We start from the raw sequence: 21,271 nt of genomic DNA, 5'->3' as shown, positions 1-21,271 counted from the left end.
GGGCCGTCACCGACCTGAAGGCCGCCATCGCATCCGCGGAAGCGCATTCCGTGGATGCGCATTCCGACATCTCCGCGAACTCCCTCATCTCCTCGAACTCGGTCATCTCTCCGAACTCGGTCATTTCCTCGAACTCCGTCCCCAGCGAGCCGCCAGCTCCGGCCGCAACCGATATCGCCGCCGAAGCCGCCCCACCTCAGCGCCCTACCCCCGCCCGCAAGCCACAGCCGACCCCATGGTCTCGTCGAAAATCCGAGACCCCATGGACTCAACGCACAGTCCGACTGCGCCCGCAAACGTCCACCGTGTCCGCCCGAGTGCCCGAACCCGTTGCACAGAAAGCCAACCCACTCGTAACTCCACCGCCACCGGTAATCCAACCCCCACCTCCACCACCCACCGTGACCCGCACAGCGGGCGACGTTGCGGCACCGCCAGCGCCTGATGTCGTCATACCGGTAGTGGGTCGTCCGATGGGCGATGTGACGGGATCAGGAGTGGGTCGTCCGCCCCTGGCGCCCGCTTCAGAACCCACTGCAGTTCGCATGGGCGGCGAAGCTATTGGACCGGCAGTGTCTCGTCGCGTAGGCGATGTCGCGGGGCAAGCAGTGTCTCGTCGCGTAGGCGATGTCGCGGCGCCAGCCGTGGCTCGTCCGCCGGGCAATGTCACTGGGCCAGGGTTGGTTCGTCCACCGGCTGATGTACCGGGACCCGGGGCCGTCCATCGCGACCCCGACAGTGCACGGTTAGAGGCGCTACCGCCGCGATCCCTCACCTCCGCTTCGGAACCCACAGTGATCCGCACGGATGGCGACGAGACTGGACCGGCAGCGGCACGTCCGCCGGGTGATGTCGCGGTGCCAGAGGTGGCGCGCGCAAGGGTCGATGTATCGGGAACCGAGTCAGTCCATAGTGACCTCGACTGTGCACCGCGAGAGGTCGAATCACTCACTTCCGCTGCGGATCCCATTGTGATCCGTGCGGGTGATGATGCAACAGGACCCGCAGCGGCTCGTCCGCTGGGCGATATCGCGGAATCGGCAGGTGGTCCCGCGTTGGGCGATGTCGCGGAATCCGAGCCGGTCGGTGCGCACCCGGACAGCGCACGGCGGGAGGCGCGGCAGTCGCAATCCTTTGCCCCCGTTCCCGAGCCCACAGCGATCCACGCGGGTGGCGACGCGACTGGACCCACAGCGGCTCGTCCGCCGGGTGACGTCGCCGGACCCGGGTCGGTTCGTCCGCAGATCGATATATCGGGACCCGCAGTGGTCGGTGCGGACCCCGACCGTTTGCCGCGAGAGGCCGAATTACTCTCTCCCGCTGCGGATCCCACTGTGTTCCGCACGGGTGATGACGCGACTGGACCGCCAGCGAGTCGCCCGCTGGGCGATGTCGCGGGGTCCACAGTGGCTTCTCCGTTAGGCCATGTTGAGGGACCCCGGTCGGTTCGTTCACCGATTGATGCACCGAGACCCGCGGTGGTCGGTCCGAACACTGACGGTGTTGAGCGAGAGGCGCTGCCGTCGCAATCCTTTGTCCCCGTTGCAGAGTCGACTGTGGTCGGTGTGGGTGGTGACGCTACTGGACCAGCAGTGGTTCGTCCGCAGGGCGACGTAGCGGGACCCGAGGCGGTCGGTCGGGGCCCCGACGGCGGCCGGCAAGAGCTGTCCCTTGTCCCCGATGGGGAATCCACTGTGGTTCCTGTGGGCGGCGGCGTTACTGGACCGGAGGTGGTTCGTCCGGTCGGCGATGTCATGGGATCCGGAGCGGTTCGTCCGCCGAGCGAAATGACCGGACCAGGGGTGGTTCTTCCCCAGGTTGATGTATCGGGACCCGAAGCTGTTCGCTGGGACCCCGACCGCGAACCGCGAGCAGCTTTCCGGTCGCCGTCCCTTGCCCCCGCCGGGGAGCGCACCGTGGTCCGTAGGGGTGGCGACGCCGCTGGACCAGCAGCGGCTCGTCCGCTCGACGATGTGACGGGATCAGCAGCGGGTTCTCTGCTGGGGGATGGCACTGAGCCAGAGTTGGTTCGTCCACAGGTCGATACACCGGAACCCGAGGCGGCCCGTCCGAACCTCGACAGTGCGCCGCGGGAGGCGCTGTCGCAGCCCGTTGCCCGCGCTGCGGATATGCCGCGTTCGCGGGCCGACAGTCGGGAGCCAGCGGAGGTACCGCTGGGGGCGACGGCGGCCGATGTGGTGATGCGACCTCGGACGGATGTCGCGAACGAACCTCCGACGCACCCGATCGCCGTGGAGATGGCGGCTCGGCATGATCTGGAGATCACCGGATTCCATGTGGTGAGCGTCGACACCTATGCCGTTCAGGAGATCGCCGCAGCCATCGATGACATGCTCACGAGGTACCCGATTGCCTTGCGCGGCATCGCGATCACTGATCCGGACAATATCGAGCCCCCGCGCGCTGTGCGTGGGCACTCTTCGAATACGTCGCGATCGGGGCCCCGGGCGATCTGGATGGTTCTCCATGGGCCCACTTTGGCGACGCTGGTCCCGCCCACCCGGAATGCGCCACCGCGAAGGTGGCTGCGCAAACGCCGCGCCGCCGACCGGCCGGTTTACGCGGCTGTCGTCCGCGAATTCGGTTGTGCCCTCGAAGTCGCGGGCGACTTCCGCGCGCGCCAGGAAGCACAGCGCACGTTGATCACCGAATCTCTGCGTGGCAGTGCTGATCTCACGTACAGCCCACTGGACCCGGGCCCCGCATTGCTCGATGCGTTCACCGAGGTCGCACTGCACGGCGACCGTGCTGGAAAGTTGGCGAAAGTATTGCACGACATACTGGTGAAGATGGCGGGAGCCGAGACCACCGACATTTCGGCATGACCGCGCCCGTGCCCTGCCCACAGATGTGACTGACCACCATATCTGTCAGGTGATCACGATATTTGTCACCGAACGCGGTGAACGGTCTTGCGGTGGTGTGACTCGCAGCGATAGTTGGCCAGACGCAGCGATAGTTGGCCAGATGTCAACCCCGGCCAGTTGATCCACCCGCTCCCGGCTCAAACGTGACCCATCCAGGCACGAACGTCCCATAATGCGATCATGTGGCGCTCGGTCGTCGTCTGCCGGGGGTGGTCCATAGCCCAGACGAGCGGCGATTGTTGGGCTGCCGCTTGCGATGCCAGCACCGTGATGTCGGAGTTCGATGGAGCCAGAACCTGACTGTCGCGTGTGCTATTGGGTGGCCTATCCGGTCTTTTCACTGTGCCATGAGTGCCATAGGGAGGCGTAAGTGCCCTCGCGTGCGATCAAGTCGTCGTGTGTGCCCAGTTCGATGAGCCGACCGGCTTCCATCACGGCGACCCGATCCGCGTCGTGTGCCGTCTGTAGTCGGTGGGCGATCGCGATGACCGTGCGCCCTTCGAGCGCAACGGCAAGTGCTCGCTCGGTGTTTCGCGCCGATGTCGGGTCCATTTGAGCGGTAGCTTCGTCGAGAATAACGGTGTGCGGGTCGGCGAGAACCACGCGCGCCAGCGACAGCTGTTGCGCCTGTTGAGCATCGAGGCGGCATTCCTTGCCGTCCAGGTGGGTGTCGAGGCCGTCTGCCAGATCGTCGATCCAATCGGCACCGACGGCGGCGAGTGCGGTGCGTACCTGAGCGTCGGTGGCGTCCGGCCTGGCGATGAGTAGATTTCCGCGGACGGTGTCGTGGAATACATGCTGTTCTTGGGTGACCAGGGCTACATGGTGGCGTAGCCGGTCCGGGTCCAGTCCCGAGATCGGTACGCCGCCAAGGTGTATCGCGCCGGTCCGCGGTGTGTCGATCCCCGCGAGGAGCCTGGCGAGGGTGGACTTGCCTGCACCGGATGTGCCGACGACGGCGAGGCGCTCCCCAGGTCTGATTTCGAGCTCGACGCCATCCAGCACATCGTGGCCGCGGTCGTAGGCGTAGCTCACATCGACGATGTGGATCCGATTGTCCGTCGGCTCCGCCGAGGTGGCCGGGCGCGCTGTGGGTGTGGACGAGAGTCCTTCCAATCTTGCGTATGAGGCGATTGCGCTCTGCACCCCGTCGACCCACAGCATGACCGTGTCCAGCGGCCCGGTCAGTTGTCGCACGTACATGGCCGCGGCGATTACGGTGCCGAGGCTGACGGCGTCGTGGTTGTGCAGCACACCGCCGATCAGCAGCACGGCAACCAGCGGTAGCACATACGAAACATCCAAAGCCGGGAACAGTACTGTGCGCAGTCGCAAGGTCGCCAATCGGGTGCTGCGAGCGGTGTCGATCGCGGAAGTGGTTGCCGCATGATGCATTTCGGTCAGGACGAGAGCCTCGATCGTCCGCGCTCCGGCCACGCTGGTCGCCATGATCTCGGCCAGCTGGGAACCGCTGGCCGCTGCGGTCAGATACGCAGCGCGGGATCGGTGTAAATACCATCGCACGGCGACGGTGGCGACGAGCAGACAGCTCAGACTCGATAACCCAAGGACAGGGTTGAGGACCACCACTGCGCTGATAATGAAGGCGGCCTGGATGATAGCGACGAGAACATCTGGCGCCGCAGTCCGCAGAGCGGAGGCGACGGTGGGCGCGTCAGTGGTGCCCCGAGCGATCAGGTCACCGCCGGAGGTACGTTCGGCCACTGCCGCGGGCAACGCGAGGACACGACCGAGGAATCGTTCTCGAATACGAGCTGCGGTGCGCTCGCCGAAACGGTAGCCCACGTATCGGGCGCATCGGGTGAGTGCGATGTGAGCAACCGTACAGACGAGGATGACCAAGGCCAGCCGGTCGACGGTGCCGACCTCCGCGCGCATCGGTGACTTGCCGACAGCGTCCACGATCTTGCCGAGCAACCAGGGACCGACCAGGCCGGCGCCCACTGCGAGCGCGTTGAGCACCAGCACAGCAGCGAATGCCCGTTTGTCCGTGCGGATCTCGTTCATTGCGGCGTGCCGGATCTGGGCAGCGCCTGCGACAGGGAGCAGGGTCGTCATGGGTGTGCGTGCTCCTCGGCGTCGCCACGCGTTACCAGGGTGCGGTAGCCGGGCTCGGTCGCCAGTAGCTCGTGGTGTGTGCCTGTTGCCACGGCGATGCCCTCGACCAGGTAGAACACAGTGTCCGCGTGAGCCAACATGAGCGGGGAGGTCGTGGTTACCGCCGTTGTTCGCCCGCGTCGCGCGGCATGCAACCGGTTCGCAATCGTGGCCTCGGTGTGAGCATCCACGGCCGATGTCGGTTCGACTGCCAGTAATACTTCGGGATCGGCGTAGACAGCGCGAGCAAGCCGGAGCCGTTGGCGTTGCCCACCGGACAGATTGTCACCTCGGGGATCGATCGTCGCGGCCAGACTATCGGGCAGCGCGTCCACGATGTCCAAGGCCACCGCGATGTGCAGTGCTCGGTGTAGTCGATCGTCCTCGGCCTCGTGGCGGCCACAGACAACATCTCGGACGCTGCCGGTGAATAGGTAGGCGTCGTTGTCCGCGACCAGGATTCGCTGTCTGAGCTGGTGGGTGGAAATGACGTCCAAGCCGATGCCATCCCACGTGACGTCCGATGTGGTGAACCCGCCGAGCCGATCGATGATCGCTGCACTCTGCGCCGGGCGGTTGCTGACGATCGCGGTCGATAGACCGGGCAGCAATTCGACGCCGGAGGCAGGATCTCGCAGAATCGACGGCGCCGTAGGAGCGTCCACCGGGTCGCGGTCGGCGGGCTGTTCCGGTGACAGCGACAGCAACTGTGTCACTCGCCCGGCAGCAACCCGAGCGCGGGCAAGATCACCTGCACCCTCGATGAGGGACTCCACCGGAACGACCAGCATCGCGGTGTACCCATACACCGCGACCAGACCGCCGACACTGATCGACCCCTCGGCCACCATTCGGGCACCCAGCCACGTGACGATCGCGAGGAAGGCCGCCGGCAGCCCCTTGGACAGTGCGTCGACCCAGCTCGCGGCCACTCCGACGCGGTATCCCTGTGCCACGAGATCATGCGAATCACGTTGATAGCGAGCGGCATACACAGGTTTGCCGCCGAGGGCGTTCAGTACCCGGAGCCCATTCAGCACATCCACCAGCCGAGTGGTCAATGCGCCCTGCCGCTCGCGATATCCGGCACCGGTCCGCTCGATCCGATGCAGTAACGGCCCAATGGTCAGCGCCAGCAACGGCACGCCCGCCGCCACTACCACCGCGAGCAGCGGTGAGATGGAAAACAGCACCACAGAGACAACGATGTAGGCGACCGCGGCACCGAACCCGGGGCCGGTAACGGTCAGCGCCTGTGCGATCACCTGAACGTCGCCGGTGCCGATCGCCACCACCTCTCCCGCGGTCGTTCGACGAGAAAGACCGGCGCCCAGGCGGACACAATGCTCAACGGTCGCCGATACCGTCCGAAAAGCCGCCTCCATCCGTATTTTCGTCATAGTTCGATGACGTGCGATGCCCAGAGCCGCGTTGACAACCCCGATACCGAACAACGCCACCACCCAACCGGTAAGAGAATCGAGGTCGTTGGTGGCCAGGCCATCATCGATCGCGCGAGACAACAAATACGGCGGCACCGCAAGGGTCACCATCCATACACTCCCCAACGTCGCCCCGAGCGCGACCCGGCGTCGTTGACCGACCACTAACCACAACAGGAATCGACCAGGACTCGACCGCTCACGTGGGCCGGGGGCATCGGGGAAGACCACACGCCCACGATAGTGAAGCCCCCCTTGCGATACACCGACGTTCCCAAGCCGCCACCACAACTACTCCGACACAAGACATTTCATCAATTCGTCAGCTATAGCCGAAATCGTCGCCCGGCGGGATTCTCGGTGTTTCCGCCCTTCGCACTCTGGCCAACTACCGCAGTTCAAAACGCCACCGCCAGCGACACTCGCGCCGGACATGGCCAACTACCGCTGCGAGTCACAGGTGGTGCGACGACCAGCTATAGGTGGCGGTTCCAGTTATTGTTGGCGGCCGGTTCTCGGCTGCTGATGAGCCGATCGTCTGGGCGCTCCCAAACGACTGACATGCGGCATAGAGCTCGATAAGCGGCAGGATGTCTTCCCCAACGCTCGTCAGGAGCGCGGCCTACAGGGTGGCCGGGCACAGGCGAGATCTCAGGAAAATCCTGGGTCAGCCTGCCGAGTCCGACATTCAACGGAAGCGCTAGGCTGGGCGCCGGGGGTTCCAATCGCTTGGCGTCACTAGGGTGTTCGGAGGGGTCGTGATCCATCATCGACGGATCGGGGGGACCATTGGGTCTATCGCCGCATTGCTTTTCCTCGCCTGTCAGGGCGCGGGTTGTGGCACCGATTCCTCGGCATCAGTGCCACCGATCGGAGATATAACGACCTTGGATCCCTGCGGATTCATCGCACCAGACGCCTTCGCCGATCTGAAGACCGTCGATGCCGCAATAACAATCGAACCGGCCGACTTCGTGAGGTGCAACCTCAGCCTGCCCCGGGTGGGCGAGGATCAGGGACGCATAGCTGTCTGGACGATCCTCGGCGCCCACACGGCCGACCTCGCCTCATCGGATGCGGTGTCGACCGACCGCGGGCCGATACACATCACCAAAGGCACATCCCAGAACGGCGCCTGGTGTGACGCGACGGTTCGTCTGGCCGACGGCGAGGGAGTTCTGTTGCACGCGAGCGCCGACCGAAATGGTCAGCGACTCACCGATGTCGATCCGTGCCCGGCACGAGATCATGCGGTCGATGCCATCGTCGCGACCATGAAGAGTGGGGCGTATACGCGCATCGCCTATCCGAGCGACTCACTGCACGGATACGACCTGTGCGGCTCGATATCCCTGCAGCAGGTCGAGACCACATTGAATCTGACCGGCCTCACCAACAAATCCACACCTGCCGAACAAGACTGTCAGTGGCGCGCCAATGACGGTTCCGACACGCCTCCCGGAGCGATGGTGTCGGTCATGATCAACGACCCGAACCTCTTCATGGGTAAACGCTCCACCGTCAACGGATTTCCGGCACGGGTGTGGGACATCAGCAACACGAGCGGGCCCGGCCGATGTGTAATCACCACGCCGACAAAGCACTGGAACACATGGCCCGGCCGACATCGTTCCGATACCGGCGAGGCGTTCAGCGAACTGCTCTACACCCAGGTCATCCTCCCAAACCAGACCGAACCCGGGCAGGCCTGCCAAGCCGCTACGTCGATCGCTACCCAGGCTCTGTCCCATCGGCCTCCGAACTAGCCCCGAGGTCTTCGCGAAGCACGATGCAGGAGTCGCACGACGTCCGGCACGACGTCATCATCCATCCAGGCGTGGAACTTCGTGAAGGCTTCCGGATCTGATACCACACCGCGTATACGGCATTCGGCATTCTGGTGCGACGCCGGAAGGTCGAGGCTGCAGTCCGAGATGACCTCGGAGGGGTCGATCGTCCGCTGGCCCGCGCTGCCCGATCCGCACCGCCCGGGAAGCGGCGTGAGCGAACAGTCAGACCGTGCCATCCGGTTGACCTTTCATACGGCCTGCATCTCCGGCAGCCCTTGGTGGTCGGTGGGTTTCAGGACTCCACGATGTCGACCAACTGCTTACCGAGATTGCCGCCCTCGAAGACAGCGCGCAGTGCACTCGGTGCGGATTCCAAGCCGCTGCTTACGGTTTCGGTGATGGTGAGCTTGCCCCGGTCGTGCCAGTCGCGCAACGCCGCGAACGCCTCCGGAAAACGGCCGAGGTAGTCGAGAAAGATGAACCCTTCCATGCGTGCCCGGCGCATGGCCAGCTGCATGTAGTTCCGCGGCCCGCACTGTGCATCCGCACCCTGATACCCGGAAGAGATTGCACCGGCCAGAACAACACGAGCGCCGGGCGCCAGGTGCGCCAGACCATGCTCTAGAACGCGGCCGCCGACACCGTCGAAGAAGACGTCGACACCGTCCGGGGCCAGGCGGGTCAAACAGGCGTCGATGTCATCACGTTTGTAATCGATGGCGTCATGCAGGCCCGCACGATCAGTGATCCAGGTGCACTTGTCCGGACCGCCTGCGGTGCCGATGACAGTGCAGCCCAAGGTTTTCGCTATCTGTCCCGCAATCGATCCGGTCACACCGGCCGCAGCCGACACCAGCACCGTCTGGCCGGGCTCGGGCCGGCCGATATCCGTCATGCCGAAGTACGCGGTCAAGCCGGGCGCTCCGAACAGGCTCAGCATCATCGTGGGTGCTACCCCGTCGGGCACCACGTTCAGCCCGAACAATCCACCTTCGGACGCGACGGCATAATCCTGCCAGCCGACCATACCGGCGACCCAGCTGCCCACCGGATAGCTCGCAGTGTTCGAGCGCACCACCTGCCCCACCCCGCTACCCCGCATCACCGTGCCGACCGGGACCGCATCGATGTAGTTGTCCGCATCGTTGAGCCAACCACGTTGCGTGGGATCAATACCCAGCCGATGCACCCTGACCAAGGCTTCCCCCGGACCCGGAACCGGAACCGGAACGCTCCTGAGCTCGAAATCCCCATCCCGCAACGCCCCCTCGGGCCGCTTCCGCAAAATCCACTGCCGGTTCACCGTATCCGCCACCCGGCGATGCTAAATCACACACATCGCAGTCTTCGAACCGTTTTCCACCGTGACCGATACGCACGGAAATCGGCTACTATCGCGCGGTCGTGGGCGGCATCGCCATGATCGGTCCGCATATCGGATCTGGAACAAGTTCTCCCTGCTGATCATCTGCTATCCCGTTGGCGGGCCACGACTGGCAACATGGTGGTCCCTGAACGGGGCAGCAAACGACAGCCGACTGTGTACGCAACCGCCGTATCGCGTCTCGTCGTCCACGCCCGGTGTCCTGCGACGCGACTCGAACCCGGGCAGCGGTGGGCCGGAGGTCAGGAAACTCTCGGGGTGCGGATGGGACTTGGGGACGATGTGCGGGGCGGTGGGTGCGTGTGAGCCTGCTGGTATGACTTCGATACGGCAGATTCGGCGGATGATGATCGGCGGGATGGCGGTGGGGATGGCCGCCGCCCTGACCGCTTGCGCCTCGGCTGCGCCGCAGCCGCTTTCGGACAGCGGCCGAACCGAGGTGCGGCAGGCAGTGGATGCGGCGGTCGCCGCGGGGACGCCGGGTGTGCAGGTGGTCGTGACCGAGCGAGGGCAGGATTGGACCGCTACCGCGGGGGTGGGGAATATCGCGACCGCAGCGGGTTTTCCCGAGGATGCCCGGGTTCGGATCGGCAGTAATACCAAGGTTTTCGTCGCGACGGTGCTGATGCAGTTGGTGGCGGCGGGCACAGTGGAGCTGGATGCACCGGTGGAGCGATATCTGCCCGGTGTGGTGCGGGGAGACGGTATCGACGGCAATCGGATCACCGTGCGAAATCTCATGCAGCACACCAGTGGACTGCCGGAGTATCTGGAGCTGCCGGAGCTGGACGGCGACTACGAGGTGATGCGGGATCAGCGGTTCAACCCCGCCGAATTGGTGCGCAGCGCGCTGGCCTCCGGGCCCGGGCACTTCACACCAGGGGAGAAGGCCGAATACAGCAATACCAACTATCTGATCGTCGGGATGCTGGTGGAGCGGGTTACCGGCCACCCTTTCGCGGAGGAGGTCCAACGCCGGATCATCGAACCGCTCGGGCTGTCGGCCACCTACGTTCCCGCAGCGGGCGAGATCGACCTGCGCGACCCACACCCGCTGAGCTACGAGGTCGTCGACGGTCAGCGCGCCGAGGTCACGCGCTTCGACACTTCATGGGCGGGCGCGGCCGGTGCGATGGTCTCCACCGGCCGTGAGCTGAACCGCTTCTTCACCGCTCTGCTTTCCGGAAAGCTGTTGCAGCCCGCCCAATTGGCGCAGATGCAGCGCGATCCGATGCCGCTCACCAACCGCGCGGCCGGGATCGACTACGCACTCGGTCTGGCCCGACTCTCGGTACCGTGCGGCAAACAGGTATGGGGCCACGGCGGCTCGATCCCCGGCTTCAGGACCTACGCCGGTGTCACCGCCGACGGACGCGCGGTGACGGTCCTGGCCAACCAACGCCCCGCCGACTCGGCCTCCGACGCCGCCCTGCAGCATGTGTTCGACACGGCGGTCTGCGCGACATCCTGATCACGGTGCGCGTTCCCGGATGCGAGCTTCGATGCCACCATGACGAACCCTCGGTGTGCATCAGTGAATGGATCTGAAGGCCGGGCTGCATGCGATGCGCTGCGTCACAGGAGGTCCCCGAGTCCCGTGCCTGGGCTGCGCCGCCGGACACGGCCTATTCGATACCGAGGGTGACTTCGGTTGCTTTGATGAGGACTTTGACGCGGACACCATCGGCGAGGTCGAGGTCGTCGACCGCGTCGCGGGTGATCGAGGAGGTGATTTCATCACCGCCGGTCAGTCGGATTCGTACGACGGCCATCGCTTCACCGCGGGTGACCGAGATGACGGTGCCGTCGAGTTGATTGCGGGTGCTCAGTCGCATGGCGGCCAGTCTATGCAGCGGTGCGCCGAATGGGTGGGATGCCCGGCGGATGCCGGGACCTGCGGCGATTCCGTGACGGGGCGCCTGACACGACGCGGCAGCCGCACCGCATCACGCCGGGTAGGTATGGATTTCGGTGGCCTTGACCGCGGCCCATAACGGCGCGCCGGTCTGCAGAGGTAAATCGGCGACGGTTGCGGGGGTGACGTCGGCGAGGACGGTCGGGCTGCCGTCGAGGCGGACTCGGGTGGTGTGGGCGTGCTGTTCGAGCCCGACTATGGTGACCGGCCAGGTGTTTCGTGGGCTGCCCGTCGGTTGTTCGGGGTGCAGGCTCACTGCGTTGGGCGGGAATGCGACGTGGACCGCACCCTGGGCCGGTTCGGCAATGGTGAGTGATCCGCCGTCGTCGAGGTCGACGGCATTGCCGTGGGCTGTGCCGCGATAGAGGTTGAGACCCACCAGGTTTGCGACGTAGTCGGAACGTGGTCTGCGGGCGACCTCGCTGGGGGGTCCTTGTTGGATGATGACGCCGTTTTCGAGGATGACGAGGCGGTCGGCGAGCACCATGGCGTCGAGCGGGTCGTGGGTGACCAGCACGGTGTGCCCGGCGTAGTCGGCGAGGTGGTGGGCGAGGTCGGAGCGAACCTGCAGACGGGTGCTGGCGTCGAGTGCGGCGAGCGGTTCGTCGAGCAGCAGCAGTTGCGGGTCGGTCGCCAGTGCGCGGGCCAGGGCGACGCGTTGAGCTTGGCCGCCGGACAGCGCGCGCGGTTTCGCGTGTCGGTGCTCGGCGAGGCCGACCCGGTCGAGCCAGTATGCGGCGCGGTCGCGGGCCGAGCGGCGGTGCTGTCCGCGAGCGCGCAGTCCGAAGGCGACGTTGTCCTGGGCGGACATATGCGCGAACAGCAGGTAGTCCTGGAATACCACGCCGACAGCCCGACGCTCGGCCGGGGTGAACAACTTCGGCGGTGCGTCCCAGGTGTTTTCGTCGAGCCGGATGCTGCCACCGGTGAGCGGTGTCAGCCCGGCCAGCGCCCGCAACGCGGTGGTTTTACCTGCCCCGTTGGGGCCGAGTAGTGCGACAACTTCCCCGGCTGCCACGGTGACAGTCACATCGAGGTCGAATGTTCCTCGGGTAACGCGTATTTCGGCATTCAGGGTCATATCGCACCGCGCGTCCACCGGTCCCGCAGCGCCGCGAGTACGACCACCGACACGGTGAGCAAAACCAGGCTGAGCACGATCGCGTCCTCGGGATCGGTTTCCAATGCGAGGTATACCGCCAGCGGCATGGTCGTCGTCTTGCCGGGGAAGTTGCCGGCAAAGGTGATGGTGGCACCGAACTCGCCGAGCGCGCGGGCCCAGCACAGCACCGCGCCCGCGATTACGCCCGGCATCACCGAGGGCAGGATGACGCGGCGGAAGGTCAGCCAGCGCGATGCGCCGAGGGTGGCGGCGGCCTCTTCGTAGCGTGGGTCGGCTCCGCGCAGTGCACCTTCGACAGAGATGACCAGGAACGGCATCGCCACGAATGCCTCGGCGACGACGACCCCGGCGGTGGTGAAAGGCAGTGAGACGCCGAACCATTCATACAGATAACGGCCGATGATTCCGCGCCTGCCCAAGACCAGCAGCAGTGCGACACCGCCGACGACCGGCGGCAGCACCAGCGGGACGGTTACCAGCGCTCGCACGAATCCGAGTCCGGGTATCTCGCCGCGGGCGAGCAGCCATGCCAGGGGAATGCCGAGGACCAGGCAGACGACGGTTGCCGAGCTGGCGCACACCAGCGACAGCCGCAGTGCCCGACCGACTTCGGCGCTGAACAACCGGTCGGGCATGCCGCGCCACGGCGCACGCAGCAGGAGTCCGGCCAGCGGCAATAACAGGAACGCCAAACCGCAGACGGCGGGCAGCACGAGAACGAGCGGTCGCCGCCCGCGTGCTGTCCGCCGTCGCGCCGACGTCGAGGTCACGGGTTGTCGAATCCCGCCTCGGTGAACACGGTGTGGGCTCGGTCGGACCGGATGAACTCGACGAACGCCGCGGCGGCCGCGGAGTTGGGGGCCTTGGCCAGCGGCGCGACCGGGTAGTCGTTGATCGCCTTGTCCGCCTCGGGGAAGTCGATGCCCTCTACCTTGGCACCCGCGGCCTTCACATCGGTGCGGTAGACCAGCGCGGCATCCACCTCGCCGAGGGTGACCTTCGTCAGCACCGCTTTCACGTCGGCTTCCCGGGTATCGGGCTGCGGGCTGACACCGGCGACCTCGAATACCGTCTTGGCAGCCGCACCACACGGCACCTGCTCGGCGCACAGCGCGATCTTCGGTTCGGTCTTGCCGAAATCGGCGAGTCCGGTGATGTGACCGGGGTTGCCCTTGGGGACCGCGATCTCGAGCCGGTTGCGCACGAATGTCACCGGCTTGGCGGTGATATCACCTGCGTCGACGACCTGCTGCATATTCTTCGGAGCCGCCGAGGCGAACACGTCGACCGGTGCGCCCTGCTTGATCTGCTCGGCCAGCGCCGAACTCGCGCCGAAGCTGTAGACGACCTTTGTGCCGGGGTGCGCCGCTTCGAACTGCTTGCCGAGTTCGGTGAACGTCTCGGTCAGCGATGCCGCCGCGAACACCGTCACTGTGCCGGAGATCTTGTCAGTGGGGGCTGGATCGGACGATTTGTCCGATCCACAGCCGACCAGCGTCAACGCGACGGCCCCGGTCAGGGCGAGCGCACTCAGCGAACGAATCATCCTCATCCTCATCAACTTTCCGGGACTTCTACAACAACGTGGGTGGACTTCACCGACGCGACCGCGACGCTGCCGACCTCGAGGCCGAGCTCGTCGACCGATTCCCGGCTCAGTAGCGACACCAGCTTGAAGGGCCCGGCCTGCATCTCGACCTGGGCCATCACCGTGTCTTTCACGATTCGCGTCACGATCCCGCGCATTCGATTCCGCGCCGATACCGCCACCGCGGTACCCGGCTCCGGCGCCTCCGCGTTCGCCCGCAGGAACTCCGCCAGCTCGCGGCCGCTCACGCCCTTTCGGCCGCTGTCCAGCTGGATGGCGTTCAGTCGGCCCTGATCGATATACCGCCGCACGGTGTCATCGCTGACACCCATCAGAGCGGCAACTTCACTGATCCGCAGATTCGACACGAGTCGCAGCATATTGCCGTATCCACGGAATGTATAGCCGGATGCGCACGCTTCAGCGGATCGCTACTGCATCCTGATGCGCCGGTGAGCCGGGAGAGTGGCCATCGCGGTTACGCACCGCTGGGCTCGGTCACCGCGTTCTGGTCGGCCTACGTGGCTCGGCGCACCGATCACAGACGGGCTGGCGTTCACGCGATCCGACGGCCTCGGTCCGGGCGCCGAATGGCTGCGCGACGGTCGCCACTGTGGTCCGGCTCGCGGTGCGGGCCGGACGTGGCGAAGACGAATAGTAGGACCGGCGTCCCTGCCGGGAACTGCGATCTACCGCTTCCGTCAGGGGCAGGTTGCGGTGAGCGGGGTGCCGCGCAAAGCGGCGTCGACCAGTTGCTGAAGTACGGCATCGACGGGCTCGTTGCCGTGGGAGACCTCGCGGCCGGGGCAGAACGACTGGATGCTGGCGTTGATCGCGCCGGATAACGGAAGTTTCTCTGCGCCTGCGCTTTCGGAGAAGAGATGATAGGCGGGCAGGCCCGGCGGTACTGCTGGGTCGGCGTTGAGTGCGGTCAGGAAGGGCGAGCCCGGCGACATATCACGGCATCCTGGATAGGTGGAGCACAGTGCTCCGAGCAGTTCGCCCTGCTCGGGCGTGCCGAAATCGACGTAGGTGCCGACCAGATCGCGCCCGTTGAGGAACTTCACGAAGTGACGCTGAGCGAGCCCGCCCATGGAATGACCTACCAGGTCGACCCGGGCGGATCCGGTCGTGCGCCGGATCTCCGCGACCTTGTCGGCCACAGCCCGCGCCGACTCCGCAATGGGCGCGGTCGCCGTGGGGTCGCCGGGCAGCACCATCGAATAGGCGGTGTAGCCGCGGGAATCCAGCCACGCTCGCAGGGTGTCGAGTTTCGTGACATCGGCATCGAATCCGCCGATCACCAGAACCGGATTCGGTCCGCCCGGGGAACCGGATTCAGCGGTGGCGGGACATGCCGTCCATCCGGCCCCTAGACAGAGCGTGAGGACTGCCAACAACATACGCACGCTCACCATCCTGCCTGATCCAGTTGGCTCTCAGGCGGTTCCGGTCATGGCTGATTCGGTGATATACCCAACGCCACCATTTCCTTCGTGATCGTATCGGCCGCGAAATTCATTCCCGTGGAACGCAATTCGTCGATACGTCGATGCAGTGCACGGATGCCGCCCGACTGGGCCGCGATATCGGCGACGCTGATCGGTCTCGTGCCGTGAGCCGTCGTCGACCGAGAGGTCATATCATCTCACCTTCCCCAGATCTGTCCGTCTCCTTCTGAGACGCCCCGGCCTGAGGATGCCGCGATAGGTAGGCGCAGGACATCGGTAGTTGCCCGGTGTTACCGATGTCCGGCACCTACCTATTGCGTGACCCTTACAGCGACCCGCCTCGTGCCTATGCGATACAGCCAGCGTTTGGAGTTCCGCAGTTGACCACGCCGCAGTCCTCATCCCAACACGCAAAATGTCCCGTTCCACATCACTATTCGCCCGTAGACACCGACGACGCCGCAGTGCCGATGTACTCGCCGGAGTTCGCGGCCGATCCGCACCGGGCCTATCGGGAGATGCGCCGCCGTTACGGCGCGATGGCACCGGTCGAACTTGCGCCCGGAGTGCCCGCGACCCTGGTGATCGACTACCGCAGCGCGGTGCGAATCCTCAACGACCCCGAGCATTTTCCCGCCGACCCGCGCACCTGGCAGCAGACCGTCCCCGCGGATTGTCCGGTGTTGCCGATCCTCGAGTGGCGTCCGAATGCGCTGCGCAGCGCCGGTGCGGAACATGCGCGCTATCGGCAGGTCATCGGCGACAGCATCGGCGCCGTCGATCTGCATACCCTGCACACCACCGTGGAGGAGATCGCGGTTCCGCTGATCGATGGTTTTCGTGCGTCCGGTGCGGCCGACCTGGTCCGCCAATACGCATTTCCGCTCGCATTCGACGCGGTCAACGCGATGCTCGGCTGTCCGCCGGAGATCGGCCGGCAGGTGGCCACCGCCACCGCGGCGGTATTCGAGGGCAGTGATGCCGAGGAGGGCAATCGGTTGCTGTCGGAGGCGCTGGGGGAGTTGGTCGCACTCAAACGAGCCGAACCCGGTGACGACATCACCACCCGACTGCTGGCGCATCCGACCCGACTCGACGAGTCGGAATTGATCCATCAGCTGGTCATCCTGTACGGCGCGGGGATCGAGCCGCAGCAGAATCTGATCGTCAACACCCTGTTGCTGATGCTTGCCGATGCCCGGTTCGCGGGCAACGTCCTCGGCGGGAGTCTGTCTACTCGCGATGCCCTCGACGAGGTCTTGTTCACCGATCCACCCATGGCGAACTTCTGCGTCACCTATCCCCGCCAGCCGATTCTGCTCGACGAGAGCTGGCTACCCGCCAACGAGCCGGTGGTGATCAGCATGGCCGCCTGTAACAACGACCCGGCGGTCAGCGCCGGTGACCTCACCGGCAACCGTTCGCATCTGGCGTGGAGCGCGGGACCGCACGCTTGCCCCGCCAGATCCGCGGCCTACCTGATCGCCCAGGATGCCATCGACCAACTCCTCGACGTCCTGCCCGATGTGGAGCTGGCCGTGCCGGTCGAGGAACTGGTGTGGCGTCCCGGTCCATTCCATCGGGCGCTCACCGCGCTGCCTGTCGTCTTTCCCGCGCTGCCGACCGCATGACGCGGTCGACACATCAGTGCGTAGCGGCGGCGAATCGGGACATATTCGCTGGTCGGGCGAAGGTGTCGGCCAAGGCGTCGGCGAGGGCCGGGTCCTGCTGTGCGGCCTGTATCAATGCCTGCATCTCGGGGGGCGGCGCGAGCATCGCCATCGTCCAGCGTGCCGCGGGGTGGGCGATATCGGTCAGCCAGGGCTGTGCAGTCGCATTCATCCAGGCCCGGTCGTAGGGGCCGTCGGGATTGCCGAGAATCGCTGCGCTGTAGCGGAATGCGCAGTGGACGGCATTGTTGGCGCCCTGCGCGCCGCCGGGGTCCATCCGGCATACGACATCGCCGCCGCCGAGCACCGGTGCGCCGGATGGCAGGGTGCCGACCGGCTGCCGCATGGTCGGCGTCACCGCACCGACCAAAGTCGCTCCGCCATCGGTCAGTTCGGCATAGCGGTACCGATCGGCCAGTGCCGGGGGCAGATAGCGATTCAGCAGCAGTTCGGCCTGCCGCAACCGTTCGCCAGCGCTGTCGAGCGGGCCGAACATATCCAGTCCACCCTGCGGCAGCGCCTCGAAAAGCAATATCTCGCAGGGCCTTTCCTGTCCCGGAGGGCCGGTGAGTCCCGGATAGGAGATCACCTCACCGTATCCGGGCAGCGATACGTAGGTTCCCAAGCCGTCCGGGTCGGTCGACACCCCGTCGAGATACAGCACCGCCAGGCTGCGCAGTGGGCCGGGTGTCGGCGGCCACGTCGGGTCGGCCGGGAAGCAGTCGGCGAGTTCCCGCGATGCTCGGGTGACGACTGTCAGGTCGAAATCGCCGGCCCGCCGATCGATCTCCGGCAGCGACAGGTCGGTGATCTCGAGATCGCCACCCGCGGCGACGTAGTCGGTGAGCAGGCGAGCGAATACCGTCCGCTGGTCGACGCTGCGGGCGGGGCGGCTGAAGCGTCCGGCCCAGCCCGCCACCGGATTGCAGTCGATGGCCATGGTGAATCGGATGCCCTGGATCTGCGGCGCCGTCGCGTCCCAGAACCCGAGACCGGCTTGCGATTCGAGATCCAAGGTCGCGGGAAACTTCACTTGCGTGCTCGTCACGGAGCCGGACAGGACGGCTTCGGCGCTGCGATCGGTCACCAGGGTGACCGATGTGTCGCTTTGTCCGAGTTGGTGAGCCAGGGGCAGACCGCACTCGCCCGCTCCGAGTATCTGTACTCGTCGCACCTTGGATCCTTCCGGGTCGTGGATTCGCCTATGACGCTGGGGCAATCGTCTACGGATAGGTAGGGTGCGCACATCGGTAGTAGGGATGCCCGCGCGCGCACGGTCGTCGGCGACTACGCTTCCTTGATGTGTCTGGGCGGCGGTCCTCGAATACTGGTGCTCTGCCAGCGGCCAACAGTGATTTCGTCGGCCGAGAACGCGAGCTGGAAAAGATCGTCACGCTGCTGCTGGATTCGGCACGGCTGATCACCCTGATCGGTGCGGGTGGTATCGGCAAGACACGCCTGGCCACCGAGGCCGTTCACCGGTATCAGAAGGCCCGGCGGGTGCCGGTGTATTGGGTCCGGCTGGCCCGCCTGTCCAAGGGATCCGACGCGACGGCGATCGAGGACGAGGTCGCGCAGGCGATCGTCGATGCCGACTTCTCCGGCCGTTCGGCGTGGGCCGCGTTGGTCGACACGCTCACCCGCTCCGATGCGGTCGGCCGCATGTTGCAGACGGTGCTGGTGATGGACAACTGCGAGCATGTGCTGGACGGCACGGGTCGACTGATTGCCGAACTACTCGACGAGGTGCCGGGTCTGACCGTGCTGGCGACGAGTCGCGAGGCGATCGGATGGGTCGACGAACAATTGCTGCCCGTCGGGTCGCTGCCCCAGGACCAGGCACTGACACTGTTCCGCAAACGAGCCGAGCTGACCGGGCACACCGTCGCGGAAGACCAACTCGCGCTGGCGGATTCGATCTGCCGCCATCTGCACAACCATCCGCTGTATATCCGGCTGGCGGCGGCCCGGCTGTCACGCCAGCCGCTGCCGTTGATCCTGCGCGATCTCAACGGGGGCGCGACCGATCGACGGCTGGGGTGGTCGCACGGACCGCGTGTCGGCGCCGATGAACGGCATCAAGGCATTCGCGATGTCATCGCTTGGTCGTTCGATTTGTGCCGGGATAAGGAACAGCTGCTCTTCGAGCGGATGTCGGTGTTCGCCGCGGGCTACGACGCCGATCCAGACGACGAGCGCGCACCCGCGGGTGACGTCGGAGTTGAGCTCGCGGCGATCGAAGAGGTGTGCGCCGACCTCGACGCGGTTGCGGGCGACGCCGAAGTGCGTATCGCCAGAGCGGAAGTCGAGGGTCTACTCGAGCGCCTGGTGGATCAGTCACTCCTTTCGCTGCACCTGAGCGCGACCTCGGTGCGTTATTCGCTGCTCGAGAGTTTCCGAGTCTTCGCGCAGCAGCGACTGCGCGAGCGCTCGGGCGACGCGGAATGGACGCGGCTGACCCGCGCGCATCGTCGCTACTACCGAGATAAGGTCGCGCAAGCGCGCGCTGAGTGGTTCGGGTCGTCGGAACAGGATCTGCTGAACTGGGCGCGTGCGGAATGGGACAACCTGCTCTGCGCGATCGACGGAAGTCTCGACACGCCAGGGGAAGCGGCGATCGGTCTGGATATCGCGATCGGTCTGATCGCGCTGCGCGTTCCGTTCTTCAAGGGCTCGTTGCGTGAATCCCGGCGCTGGGCCGAGCGGACATTGGCGGCCACTCGTGAGCTGGAATCGCCGCCGGTCGAGCTCCAGATATCGGCGATGGCATTGATCGGCTGGATCAGCATGTGCCAGGGCATGCAGAAGGATGCCGAGCGGATGCTCGACGAATGTGTCGCGGCCTGTGTCAGCGACCCGGAAGTACGGGCGAACTGGCGTAGGGATCCCGAGACCGATCTCGGTCTGCCCGCACCGGTGGAATACACCCGAGGTTGTGAGCTGCTGCTGGTGCAGTGCGACGCGCGCGCGATCACAGTGCTGGGCGACGCGCGTGAGAAGTTCACCGCCCATGGTGATCTCGGTGCGGCGGCCATGAGCGAGTTGTTCGAGGCGCTGGCCGCCGGGTTCGTCGGCACCGCGGCGCAGGCGCTGGATATCGCGCGTCGACATCTCGACAATGTCACCGCCGCGGGCGCGGGGTGGGCCAAGTCATGGGCCGAATTGGCCTGGGCGATAGCGCTCACCAAACACGGTGATCCGAAAGAGGCACTCGCGGTGGGACGTACGGCCCTTGCCGATCAACTCGCGATGCGTGACCAGTGGGGTCTCATCTGGGCGGTGCATATTCGGGCGTGGACGTTGGCGCGAATGGTCGACGATGCGCGGGCGGCGAATAGCGTCCCGGCGGAGAGGGTGCGGGCATGGGCTGTGGAGATTGCGCAGCTCAGCGGTGGCGCATCCACGGTGCGGCAGCGTTTGGGCGTGGATATCGCGAATTTGGGGCCCTTCGGTGTCGAAACCTCCGAGGCCATCGAATCGGCACGAGATGTGCTCGGGCACAAGGACTTCGTCGCAGCCGAGCGCGAGGGCGCGATGCTGCGGCCCGAACACTACGAGGTCGCTCGGCTGGCACTGGGCACCTTGTCCATGGACCGGCTGGCCGTCGATCATCCGGTCCGGCAGCACCGTCCGTCGCGGTGGTACGAGCTGACCAATGCCGAGCAGGAGGTGGCCACGCTGGCCGCGGCCGGCTGGACCAACACCGCGATCGCCGCCCGCCGCGGCAGCTCGTTCAAAACCGTTGACGCACAGATGGCCACGATCTTCCAGAAGCTGATGATCACCACCCGAGCCGATCTCACCCGGCTCGTTCCCACGGACCGGCGCGACGAGGTGGCGCGAGCAGTCGCGGCCCGGCCACGGAGTCCACAGCACCGCAAGCCTCGGCCGTAGAGCCCCTG

General features: G+C 65.7%; 16 protein-coding genes. 5 read left to right on the top strand and 11 right to left on the bottom strand.

From position 1 onward, the window contains the following. Nucleotides 1–1,973: 1,973 nt before the first annotated feature. The gene (locus ACQP1G_RS38840; protein WP_433194659.1) at nucleotides 1,974–2,846 is read left to right on the top strand and encodes a hypothetical protein; all 873 of its coding nucleotides are present in this window, start codon (nucleotides 1,974–1,976) and stop codon (nucleotides 2,844–2,846) included. Between the two features lie 366 nt (nucleotides 2,847–3,212). On the opposite strand, the gene ACQP1G_RS38835 is transcribed toward ACQP1G_RS38840, so the two are convergent. Then, on the bottom strand, nucleotides 3,213–4,967 hold the full coding sequence (locus ACQP1G_RS38835; protein ID WP_433194658.1) for an ABC transporter ATP-binding protein: 1,755 nt from the start codon (nucleotides 4,965–4,967) through the stop codon (nucleotides 3,213–3,215). Continuing rightward, nucleotides 4,964–6,559: an ABC transporter ATP-binding protein gene (locus ACQP1G_RS38830; protein ID WP_433194657.1), complete on the bottom strand. Its 1,596-nt coding sequence runs from the start codon at nucleotides 6,557–6,559 to the stop codon at nucleotides 4,964–4,966. The genes ACQP1G_RS38835 and ACQP1G_RS38830 overlap by 4 nt, the downstream gene beginning before the upstream one ends. Nucleotides 6,560–7,449: 890 nt before the next feature. Here ACQP1G_RS38830 and ACQP1G_RS38825 point away from each other — a divergent pair. Continuing rightward, a complete protein-coding gene (locus ACQP1G_RS38825; RefSeq protein ID WP_433194656.1) occupies nucleotides 7,450–8,214 on the top strand; it encodes a hypothetical protein in 765 nt (254 codons plus the stop codon). A 316-nt stretch (nucleotides 8,215–8,530) separates the two neighbouring features. Here the strand turns inward: ACQP1G_RS38825 and ACQP1G_RS38820 are convergent, their stop codons facing one another. Next, nucleotides 8,531–9,553 (bottom strand): NADP-dependent oxidoreductase, encoded by a 1,023-nt coding sequence (locus ACQP1G_RS38820; protein ID WP_433194655.1) that lies wholly within the window; start codon nucleotides 9,551–9,553, stop codon nucleotides 8,531–8,533. 385 nt (nucleotides 9,554–9,938) lie between these two features. Between ACQP1G_RS38820 and ACQP1G_RS38815 the strand changes: the two genes are divergently transcribed. Next, nucleotides 9,939–11,093, top strand: coding sequence for a serine hydrolase domain-containing protein (locus ACQP1G_RS38815; protein WP_433194654.1), 1,155 nt, complete (start codon nucleotides 9,939–9,941; stop codon nucleotides 11,091–11,093). A gap of 154 nt (nucleotides 11,094–11,247) precedes the next feature. Here the strand turns inward: ACQP1G_RS38815 and ACQP1G_RS38810 are convergent, their stop codons facing one another. The 7 genes from ACQP1G_RS38810 to ACQP1G_RS38780 form a co-directional block, all read right to left on the bottom strand. Beyond that, complete coding sequence (locus tag ACQP1G_RS38810) at nucleotides 11,248–11,457, bottom strand: TOBE domain-containing protein (RefSeq protein ID WP_433194653.1); 210 nt, start codon at nucleotides 11,455–11,457, stop codon at nucleotides 11,248–11,250. Between the two features lie 111 nt (nucleotides 11,458–11,568). Beyond that, nucleotides 11,569–12,618, bottom strand: a complete 1,050-nt coding sequence (locus ACQP1G_RS38805) for an ABC transporter ATP-binding protein (protein WP_433194652.1) — start codon at nucleotides 12,616–12,618, stop codon at nucleotides 11,569–11,571. Next, on the bottom strand, nucleotides 12,615–13,430 hold the full coding sequence (gene modB / locus ACQP1G_RS38800; protein ID WP_433194651.1) for a molybdate ABC transporter permease subunit: 816 nt from the start codon (nucleotides 13,428–13,430) through the stop codon (nucleotides 12,615–12,617). The genes ACQP1G_RS38805 and modB overlap by 4 nt, the downstream gene beginning before the upstream one ends. After that, nucleotides 13,427–14,206: a molybdate ABC transporter substrate-binding protein gene (gene modA / locus ACQP1G_RS38795; protein ID WP_433194650.1), complete on the bottom strand. Its 780-nt coding sequence runs from the start codon at nucleotides 14,204–14,206 to the stop codon at nucleotides 13,427–13,429. The genes modB and modA overlap by 4 nt, the downstream gene beginning before the upstream one ends. Nucleotides 14,207–14,217: 11 nt before the next feature. Next, nucleotides 14,218–14,616: a TOBE domain-containing protein gene (locus ACQP1G_RS38790; protein ID WP_433194649.1), complete on the bottom strand. Its 399-nt coding sequence runs from the start codon at nucleotides 14,614–14,616 to the stop codon at nucleotides 14,218–14,220. Nucleotides 14,617–14,949: 333 nt separating this feature from the next. Then, nucleotides 14,950–15,651, bottom strand: coding sequence for an esterase/lipase family protein (locus ACQP1G_RS38785; protein WP_433209180.1), 702 nt, complete (start codon nucleotides 15,649–15,651; stop codon nucleotides 14,950–14,952). 50 nt (nucleotides 15,652–15,701) lie between these two features. Beyond that, the gene (locus ACQP1G_RS38780) at nucleotides 15,702–15,890 is read right to left on the bottom strand and encodes a hypothetical protein (protein ID WP_433194648.1); all 189 of its coding nucleotides are present in this window, start codon (nucleotides 15,888–15,890) and stop codon (nucleotides 15,702–15,704) included. A gap of 279 nt (nucleotides 15,891–16,169) precedes the next feature. Here ACQP1G_RS38780 and ACQP1G_RS38775 point away from each other — a divergent pair, with 279 nt between their 5' ends. Continuing rightward, on the top strand, nucleotides 16,170–17,330 hold the full coding sequence (locus ACQP1G_RS38775; protein ID WP_433209177.1) for a cytochrome P450: 1,161 nt from the start codon (nucleotides 16,170–16,172) through the stop codon (nucleotides 17,328–17,330). A 13-nt stretch (nucleotides 17,331–17,343) separates the two neighbouring features. Here the strand turns inward: ACQP1G_RS38775 and ACQP1G_RS38770 are convergent, their stop codons facing one another. Further along, on the bottom strand, nucleotides 17,344–18,543 hold the full coding sequence (locus ACQP1G_RS38770; RefSeq protein ID WP_433194647.1) for a styrene monooxygenase/indole monooxygenase family protein: 1,200 nt from the start codon (nucleotides 18,541–18,543) through the stop codon (nucleotides 17,344–17,346). A 128-nt stretch (nucleotides 18,544–18,671) separates the two neighbouring features. On the opposite strand from ACQP1G_RS38770, the gene ACQP1G_RS38765 reads away from it, so the two are divergent. After that, nucleotides 18,672–21,263, top strand: a complete 2,592-nt coding sequence (locus ACQP1G_RS38765; RefSeq protein ID WP_433194646.1) for a helix-turn-helix transcriptional regulator — start codon at nucleotides 18,672–18,674, stop codon at nucleotides 21,261–21,263. Nucleotides 21,264–21,271: the final 8 nt, after the last annotated feature.

This window comes from Nocardia sp. CA-107356, assembly GCF_050946365.1.
Lineage (GTDB): Bacteria > Actinomycetota > Actinomycetes > Mycobacteriales > Mycobacteriaceae > Nocardia.
The sequence above is the reverse complement of the archived record's forward strand: the minus strand, read 5'-3'. Positions and strand labels throughout refer to the sequence as shown.